The 8736-nt window shown below is 61.8% G+C and carries 8 protein-coding genes (1 of these 8 running past the window's edge); 7 read left to right on the top strand and 1 reads right to left on the bottom strand.

Annotation, left to right across the window (positions count from 1 at the left end):
* Both ABWV89_RS05925 and ABWV89_RS05920 read left to right on the top strand, forming a co-directional pair.
* A protein-coding gene (locus ABWV89_RS05925; RefSeq protein ID WP_353395233.1) for an ATP-binding cassette domain-containing protein crosses the window boundary here: on the top strand, positions 1 to 609 show its 3' end. Its footprint begins 1293 nt before the window's first position; 609 of the gene's 1902 nt are visible here — the last part of the coding sequence; the start codon falls outside the window, past its left edge; its stop codon occupies positions 607 to 609.
* A gap of 36 nt (positions 610 to 645) precedes the next feature.
* A complete protein-coding gene (locus tag ABWV89_RS05920) occupies positions 646 to 2883 on the top strand; it encodes an ATP-binding protein (RefSeq protein ID WP_353395232.1) in 2238 nt (745 codons plus the stop codon).
* On the opposite strand, the gene ABWV89_RS05915 is transcribed toward ABWV89_RS05920, so the two are convergent.
* Positions 2858 to 4315 carry an aminotransferase-like domain-containing protein gene (locus ABWV89_RS05915; RefSeq protein ID WP_353395231.1) on the bottom strand — a complete coding sequence of 486 codons (1458 nt, stop codon included), beginning with the start codon at positions 4313 to 4315 and terminating at the stop codon, positions 2858 to 2860. The two genes, ABWV89_RS05920 and ABWV89_RS05915, sit on opposite strands and share 26 nt — an antisense overlap.
* Before the next feature lie 170 nt (positions 4316 to 4485).
* Between ABWV89_RS05915 and ABWV89_RS05910 the strand changes: the two genes are divergently transcribed.
* Genes ABWV89_RS05910 through ABWV89_RS05890 form a run of 5 tightly spaced genes read left to right on the top strand, consistent with a single transcriptional unit; the run spans position 4486 to position 8723 of the window.
* Complete coding sequence (locus ABWV89_RS05910; protein WP_353395230.1) at positions 4486 to 5145, top strand: LysE family translocator; 660 nt, start codon at positions 4486 to 4488, stop codon at positions 5143 to 5145.
* The gene (locus ABWV89_RS05905; RefSeq protein WP_353395229.1) at positions 5142 to 6092 is read left to right on the top strand and encodes a DMT family transporter; all 951 of its coding nucleotides are present in this window, start codon (positions 5142 to 5144) and stop codon (positions 6090 to 6092) included. Before ABWV89_RS05910 ends, ABWV89_RS05905 begins: the two co-directional genes overlap by 4 nt.
* Positions 6089 to 6889: an arylamine N-acetyltransferase family protein gene (locus ABWV89_RS05900; protein ID WP_353395228.1), complete on the top strand. Its 801-nt coding sequence runs from the start codon at positions 6089 to 6091 to the stop codon at positions 6887 to 6889. The genes ABWV89_RS05905 and ABWV89_RS05900 overlap by 4 nt, the downstream gene beginning before the upstream one ends.
* Positions 6886 to 8070: an aminotransferase-like domain-containing protein gene (locus tag ABWV89_RS05895; RefSeq protein ID WP_353395227.1), complete on the top strand. Its 1185-nt coding sequence runs from the start codon at positions 6886 to 6888 to the stop codon at positions 8068 to 8070. The genes ABWV89_RS05900 and ABWV89_RS05895 overlap by 4 nt, the downstream gene beginning before the upstream one ends.
* Entirely contained in the window at positions 8064 to 8723 is a 660-nt protein-coding gene (locus ABWV89_RS05890) for a glutathione S-transferase family protein (RefSeq protein WP_353395226.1), read from the top strand. Before ABWV89_RS05895 ends, ABWV89_RS05890 begins: the two co-directional genes overlap by 7 nt.
* The last annotated feature ends 13 nt before the right edge of the window (positions 8724 to 8736 follow it).

Below are 8736 nucleotides of genomic sequence, written 5' to 3'. Positions count from 1 at the left end.
CCGGTGCGAAGCTTGTCAGGAGGGGAGCGCAATCGCTTGCTGCTGGCACGTCTGTTTGCACGCCCAGCCAACGTTCTGGTTCTGGACGAACCGACAAACGACCTGGATATCGATACGCTTGAGCTGCTGGAGGAGATGCTCCAGGACTACCCGGGGACGGTGTTTCTGGTAAGCCACGACCGGCGTTTTCTGGACAACGTTGTGACCAGCACCCTGGTCTCCGAAGGTGACGGCATGTGGCGCGAGTACGTCGGTGACGTGGAGGACTGGCTCACGCAGTCAGCCAGATCTCGTTTGGCTGACGCCAGGAAAGCAGATTCGCCAGCTCCATCAAGGAAATCCGCGAATGAGCCCCCCAAGGCCAAACAAGCGGATGCGGCGCTGGCAAAAAGAAAGCTGAGCTACAAGGAGCAGCGCGAGCTGGAGGCATTGCCGGGACGGATGGCGGCCCTGGAAGAGGAGCAGGCCGAGGTGGAAAAAGCCCTTGACGGAGGTGCGCTATATGTCACAGACGGGGCTCGCGCCGCTCAATTGGCTGCACGCCATGCCGAAATAGAGGAAGAATGGCTGCACGCCCTGGAACGATTGGAGGCTCTGGGCGGCAGTTGACCTGTCTGTTCGACGCCTCCCTTCCCTCACTTTTTCATGCCTTCTGAAACCGCCGACCCCAAGTCCGCCCAACGGCTGGCCCAGGACCTCCAGCGAACCAAGCAGGAGGCTCGGGAAGCGCGCGCGCAGAACGAAGCACTGCTGACGGAGGTGGAGCGGCTCCAGCATGAACTGGAGAGGCTGCGCAGCTCGGTGCACAGGGAATCCAACAGCCGGTTGCTGGCAGAAGAGGCGTTGGACGAAACTCGTGAACGCCTCGAGCAGGCGGTCAAGGCAGCCGGACTGGCTTTGTGGGACTGGCAAAGGCCGTCAGCGGACGTCTTTCTGACGGCCAAGGCCAGCGAATGGCTGGGCGATGTGGCGATGGACGGCTATTGGGATGCCAATGACCTGACCAAGCGCGTACACCCGGACGACCTCAAGAACGTCGCATTCGCACTGAAGCAGCTTTGTGACGGCAAGGCTGGGTCAGCCGTGGCCCAGTACAGGGTCGAGGTGCAGGGCAAGTGGCGCTGGGTGGAATCTCACGGCATGGTGGCTGAGCACGACCCCAAAGGCATGCCTTTGCGGCTGATGGGAACCCATGCCGACATTGGCGGCCGCAAGCGAGCAGAGCAGGACATTCACCGCGCGAAAGAGACGGCCGAGCGCGCCAGCAAGGCCAAGAGCGAGTTCCTGGCCAACATCAGCCACGAAGTGCGAACGCCGCTGAATGCGCTGATGGGTTTGAACAGGCTTCTGCTTGAATCCGACCTCAGCGGAGAACAGCGCGAATGGGTCGACTTGATGGACAGCTCGGCCCATGCCCTGCTCGATCTGCTCAACGATGTACTGGACCTCTCGCGAATTGAAGCGGGCAAGATGCAGCTGGAGTGCGTTCCTTTCAGCCTGCGTGCCAGCGTGCAGGAGATCGCCAGCCTCTATGCCCAGCAAGCGCGTGACAAGGGGCTGCAATGGCGTACCGACATCGCCAATGACTTGCCCACCACGGCCACCGGTGACCCCACCCGCATCCGCCAGGTAATGAGCAATCTGCTCTCCAACGCCATCAAGTTCACCCCCAAAGGCGGCTCCGTGAGCCTGACAGCTGGCCTGGCGCAAGGCTCCAGCGAGGACGAGCCCAAGGTATGGCGCGCAGAAGTTATCGATACTGGCATCGGAATCGCCGAAGAGCACAAAGCGCACATCTTCGACGCCTTCACGCAGGCTGACGCGTCCACTGCGCGCCATTTTGGCGGGAGTGGCCTGGGACTGGCCATCTGCCATCGCCTGCTTCAAATGATGGGCGGGAAGATCGGCCTGGATAGTCAACACGGTGCTGGAAGTCGATTCTGGATCGAGTTGCCAGTCGGGTCTGCCGCCGATATGCCTGCGCGCCGGTCCTCTGCCGGCGAGACCGGGGATCAGCCGGATGGCGGGGCTCCATTCAATGGCATGAGAATCCTGGTGGCGGAGGATCATCCGGTCAACGAACTCCTGATGGGCAAGCTGATCAAGAAGCTGGGCGGCGAGACCATCATGGCTCGCAACGGCGATGAAGCTGTCGCGCTCTGGGAGAGCACGATGCCGGACATCGTGTTGATGGATGTCCAGATGCCCGGGACCAGTGGCCTGGAGGCCACTCGACGCATCCGTGCACAGGAAAAGCGGCAAGGAAAGGTCAGGACGCCCATCGTGGCTGTCACGGCCAATGCCATGCAGGGCGATCAGAATCTTTGTCTCGTCGCAGGCATGGACGCCTATGTATCCAAACCTGTCGCGGTGCCTGCGCTGATCAAGGCGATGGTTGCCGCACTACAGAAGGCCGCTGCGGCGCAAATGCCTGCATCACCACCGGCTGCAAGACCATCTGCCGTCCCGGCCGGGCAAAAGGAAGCCAGAACGGCGAGCAGTTCCCCACTCCACCCTCACCCATCGGTGGCACAGCCGATCGACCTGGACAAGCTGCTGCGGCGCCTGGACGGTGATACGGACACGCTGCGACAGTTGGCTGTCGCCATGCGCAGTGACCTGCACGATCGCCTGGAAGCACTGGCAACGGCCCTTGAAAACAAGGATACAGACCTGGCCATTGCCCACGCTCATGGGTTGAAGGGATCTCTGAGCAGCATGACGGCCGAACGATGCAGCCGTCTGGCCAAAGGGCTTGAGCTGGCTGCACGGGCGAAAGACTGGAAGCTGTTTGAACGTGCGCTCCCCCTCATGCGAACGGAAGCAGAGGCCATCGGGAAGATGCTGGAGAAGCTGATCAGCGATCCGCCAGAAGGCGCCTGAACACCTTCCAGAAAGTGGCGTCTTGCGTCGTGGCGAAATTGATTCGCATCAAGGTGCTCGGCGAGCGATCCGCCTGAAACAGGGTGCCTGGCGCTATGAGGTAGCCCTCGTCCAGCATTCTCTGCGACAGCAGCTCGGTGTCGACACCGGTATCGACCCAGCCAAAGAGACCTGCCGGCTCGGAGACAAAGTCGCACCCCGCTGCCAGGGCTTGCTTGACGCTGCGCGTACGCGCTTCGTCAAGCCGCTGACGGACCCGTTCGATGTGACGACGCAGATGGCCTTGCTCGATGGCAATGGCCAGGGCCCGCTCCATGACACTGGGCGTGGTGAGGGTGCCAAGGAGTTTGGTGTCCAGCAAAGGCTCCAGCAATGGCTCGGGTGCTGCCAGATAGCCGACGCGCCAGTTGGGCGCGAGGATCTTGGCAAACCCACTGACATAGATGGTGCGTTGCAAGCCGTCGAGCACCGACATACGCGTGGAATGGGGCGGCGCAATGTGGCCATAGGTATCGTCCTCGACGACGTGGAAATCGTACTGATGCGCCAGCTGCAGCACGCGGTGCGCACTGGCCGGGTTGAGGCAATGGCCTGTCGGATTGTGAAGGACACTCACGCTCACATACAGCTTGGGCCGGTGCAACTGGCAAAACCGCTCCATCACGCCGAGGTCTGGCCCGGCGGAAGTGCGCGGCACCGGCAGTATCTCCATGCCCAAAGCTCCGAGACGTGCAAACTCGACAGCCCAACCCGGTTGTTCAACCATGACTTTGTCACCGGGCTTGAGCATGGTCCGGCTGACAACATCGAGCGCGTGGGTTGCCCCGACCGTGGTGATGACGCCGTTGGCCTGCACTGGCATGCCCATGGCTTGCAGACGCATGGCCAGAACCCGCCGCAGCTCCGCGTCTCCGAGCGGATCTCCATAGCGTAGAGACAGGTCTCCGAGTTGCGTCTGACTGGTGGCTTTGCGCAGTGCAGAGGTCAGCAAGCCGGCGTCGAGCCAGTCAGGCGGGAAAACGCCTGCAGCTGGCTGTGCTCTCTCGCCTGGCGGCTGGAACATGCCCCGAATGAGCGTGGCGGCATTGACGGGCGGCGCAGGTTTGACCAGCTTCCGATCGGCAGGTGTGACCGCGCGGACCATCGACTGCTCACGCACAAAATAGCCGCGCTGAGGTCTTGCCTCTACCAGACCCTGCGCTTGCAGCATGTCGTAGGCGGTCACGACGGTTGAGGGGTTGATGCCGTGCTGACTCGCACACTGCCTCACACTGGGCAACTTGGCGCCCGGCGCCAGCAGGCGCTCGCGAATCAGACTGGCATACCGGGCGGCCAGTTGTTCGGTGATGGTTTGTGCGCCATGGCGTGCGAGGTGTGCCGGAACGACCGGCGACACAATGGAAGCCGCAATATCGGAGCCTGAATTTTCCATGAAGACTGCCTGACTGTGTGCCTGAGATAAACCATACAGAACATCACTGTGATGGAGTCTTCTGTATGGTATGTGTATGGTCAAGAAGCTTAAAGTGGAAGGCGTCCCGGCGCAAGACGTCTCATCGACCGCAGCTGACAACGCAACTCCCAAGCACCTTCATCCGAGCCATGAACCCGTCTGAATTGATTGCATTGCTGATGCTGGCCACAGCGATCAGCTTCACTCCGGGGCCAAACACGGCCTTGTCGGCGGCCATGGGGGCAAACCGTGGCTGGCGCAGCGCCATGAGGTTCGTGATCTCGGTTCCAGTCGGTTGGGGGCTGCTTTTCAGCCTTTGCGCTGCGGGGCTTGGCGCCGCCGTCGTGGGCATTCCCTGGATGAGGGCAGGCGTTCAGTGGGGTGGCAGCGCCTATCTGGTATGGCTGGCGTGGCGGCTCTGGCAGGCTCGGCAAATGGGTGGAGCCGAAGCTGGCAGCACACTCAATGTAGGGTTCTGGCAAGGCGTGAGCCTGCAGTTTGTGAACATCAAGGCCTGGATGATGGCCTTGACGGTTGTCGGCGGCTGGGTGGCCGGGCATGACAATGCGGGCCTGCGGTTTGTTCAGGTGTTCCCTTTGATGCTGGCCTTTGCTTTTGCCAGCAACATGACTTATGCGTCGCTGGGATCTGTCCTGCGGCACTGGTTGGCAGGGCCGGTGCTTGACGGCCAGGCCAGCTGGCGTCGGCTGATGTGGTTCAACCGGACGATGGCTTGCCTCCTGGTGCTCACTGCGTTCTACATGACCAGTGTGTCGATTCCCCTTTCGAGAGCAGGCGTGACACCATGAACACTACCTCACTGACCTCGCCATCGCATTCCTTGACGCCCCAGGAGCGCAAAGGCATGTGGCTGGGTGTGCTGGGGGTAACTGTTTTCGCGTTGACGTTGCCGATGACGCGCATGGCCACGGGTGACCAAAGTGATCCTCAGCTGTCCCCCTGGTTTGTGACCTGGGCGCGGGGCGTCATTGCTGGCGCCTTGTCCCTTGTGTATCTGACTGCCACTCGGTCTCGCCTGCCGGCAGCCGAACACCGGGGGGCCTTGCTGTTGTCACTGGCGGGCAATGCCATTGGTTTTCCGCTGCTGCTGGGCTGGGCGTTGCGCCATATCAGCGCCGGACACGCGGCGGTGTTCACCGCGCTGCTCCCTCTGGCCACGGCTGCGGTTGCGGCCTGGCTGATGCACCAGCGCGCACGGATGGCGTTCTGGGTGTATTCGGCCAGCGGGAGTGTGTTGGTGGTGGTGTTCAGCCTGTTGCGCTCACATCAAGCAGGCCAAGGATTCACCTTGGAATGGGCTGACCTGCTGCTGGTGGGCGCTGTGATATCGGCATCGCTGGGCTATGTGGGCGGCGCGAAGGTAACGCCGGCCCTGGGTGCGGAGCGGACCATCAGCTGGGTGTGCGTGATGGCTTTGCCTGCGACGCTGACCGGCACCTGGTTGACTTGGCCTGCGGCACCGGTGGCCACATCCGCCTGGCTGGCCTTGCTGTATGTAGGCGCCTTCTCGATGTGGGCAGGCTTTTTCGCCTGGTTCCGTGGCCTGGCGCTGGGTGGCGCTCTGCGCGTGAGCCAGACACAGTTGTTGCAGCCCTTCATCAGCATTCTGGCTGCGGTGCCTTTGTTGGGCGAGCCGTTGAGCCTGACCACTTTGATCTTCGCACTGGCTGTGGTGGCCACGGTGTTTCTCGGACGCCGAGCCGCCGCCCCCGTCGCTGCAAAAGGACAACGATGACCAACAACTTGATTTCCTCCCGATTCGATCTGGCGCGGTATCTGCAGCGCATCGGCATGGAAGAAGCACCGCCAGCGACCGCGGATGGCTTGCACCGTCTGATTCGCCAGCAGCAGTTGAACATTGCCTTCGAGAACCTGGATGTTCAGGCGGGCAAGCGGATTTCCATCGCACCCGATGACATCGTGGAGAAGTTGGTGGATCGGCGCCGCGGCGGCTATTGCTACGAACTGCATGGCCTGTTCTCAATGGCGTTGCAGGCACTGGGTGTTCCGTACCGCTGGGTGGCCGCCCGCCCCATGATCTACCCAGAGCTGCGCCCGCGCACCCACGTGGCTGTGCTGGCCACGGTGGAAGGGGCTGAGTGGTTGTGCGACCTAGGGTTTGGCAGCAACGGGCCACCCATGCCGATTGCCATGGCCTCGGTGGGCGAGGTGGTGGATATCGGTCTGGGTGCCTACCGGTTGCTGGAAGATGCGCCGGGCCAATTCCGGCTGCAAGCGCTGATCGATGGCGAATGGCAGAACCAGTACGGATTCGACCTCTGGCCTCAGCAGTGGGTGGACTTCGAGCCGGCCAACCACCTCAACTGCACCCACCCTGAGACCATCTTCGTCAAACAGTTGATTGCGGTGAAGCACCATGCCACCGGACGATGGGTGCTGTCGGGCCATCGGCTCAAGACAGTCGAAAGCGGCGTGTCTACCTTCCGCGAGCTGACTGACAACGAAGTCGACGAGGTTCTTCAACACATTTTCAATCTGCCCAGCAGGCAAACCATCGGAGCCCCAACATGAGCGAGTGGACTTTGTCCCGACGAGCAGCCCGTATGAACCCCTCGGTGCTGAGAGAGCTGCTCAAGCTGACTGAGCGCCCCGGCATCATCAGCTTTGCCGGCGGGCTGCCTTCGCCGCAGACCTTTCCCGTGACGGCTTTTGCGCACGCTTGTCAGTCGGTGCTCGAGCGGGACGGACCTCTGGCATTGCAATACGCCGCCAGTGAAGGTTTCACGCCACTTCGGGAATGGGTGGCACACCATCTGCCCTGGTCTGTAGACCCCGCGCAGGTTCTGATCACGACTGGCAGCCAGCAAGGGCTGGACCTGGTAGGCAAGGTACTCATCGACACCGGCAGCCGTGTCCTCGTGGAGACGCCCACCTACCTCGGCGCGCTGCAGGCGTTTGCGCCCATGGAACCCGAAATCCACAGCGTGTCGAGCGATGAAGAAGGCCTGTTGCCCGACGGGATGGCCACACACGCGAATGCTGCGCGCTTTTTGTACGTGCTCCCCAACTTCCAGAACCCGACCGGTCGTACCTTGTCCGAGTCCAGGCGTGAAGCGCTCGTGCAAACCTGCCAATCACTGAACCTGCCGCTGGTGGAAGACAACCCGTATGGTGACCTGTGGTTTGAGAAGCCACCCCCAGCCCCATTGGCAGCACGCCATCCCGAGGGCGTCATTTACCTGGGCTCGTTCTCCAAGGTGCTCGCCCCAGGGCTTCGGCTCGGCTATGTGGTGGCACCCAAGACCGTTTACCCGAAACTGCTGCAGGCCAAGCAGGCCGCCGATCTGCACAGCCCGAGCTTCAACCAGCGCATGGTCTATGAAGTGCTCAAGGATGGTTTTCTGGAGCAGCACGTGCCCTCCATCCGCGCGCTTTACCGACATCAATGCACCGTGATGCTCGACGCATTGGCCCAGGCCATGGAAGGGCTGGACGTGAGCTGGAATTCACCCGACGGCGGTATGTTCCTGTGGGCGCGACTGCCCGAGGGCATGGACGCGGTTGACCTGTTGCCAAGAGCCATCGAAAAAGGGGTGGCCTTTGTGCCTGGCGCCGCCTTTTTCGCCAATGAAGTCGACTCACGCGCGTTGCGCCTGTCCTTCGTCACGGCAAGCGAAGACCAGATTCGCGTCGGCATTCAGGCGTTGGCGCAGACGATCCGCGAAACACAAAAGGAGATGGCGGCATGCTGAGGCTCTGGGGTCGCACCAGCTCTATCAATGTGCGCAAAGTGATGTTGTGCGCGCAGGTGCTGGGGCTCGACATGGAGCGTACGAATGCCGGCATGGCGTACGGCATTGTGAACACAGCGGAGTACCGATTGAAGAACTTCAACGGTCTGATCCCTTTGCTTGAAGACGGAGAGTACGTGCTTTGGGAGTCGAACGCCATCGTGCGCTATTTGTGTGCTCGCTGGGCGCAAACGCCCTCGCACCCCGCTGCCGATGGGTCGCTGCCCCAAGGTGACTGGTATCCCTCGGACCTGCACAAGCGCTTCGATGCTGAACGCTGGATGGACTGGCAGCAAACCACACTGAATCCGGAGAGTGGCGCCGCCTTTCTGCAGTGGATTCGCACCCCCGAAGCCCAGCGCGACGCGGGCGTGATCGCAGCGTCGGTGGCCGCGACCGAACCCTTGTTCGCTCAACTGGATGGGCACCTGGCCCATCACGAATTTCTGGCGGGAGAGCAATTGACCATGGCCGATATCCCGATCGCCTGCGAAGTGCACCGCTGGTTTGGATTGCCACAAGCACGCCCGAGCTGGCCACACCTCGAACGCTGGTACGCACGCTGGTTGAGCCTGCCCGCCAGCCGTGGTGTGCTTGACCTTCCCTTGTCCTGACATTGGAGCCCAC

It is taken from the genome of Hydrogenophaga sp. 5NK40-0174 (genome assembly GCF_040372165.1).
Taxonomy (GTDB): Bacteria; Pseudomonadota; Gammaproteobacteria; order Burkholderiales; family Burkholderiaceae_C; genus Hydrogenophaga.
The sequence above is the reverse complement of the archived record's forward strand: the minus strand, read 5'-3'. Positions and strand labels throughout refer to the sequence as shown.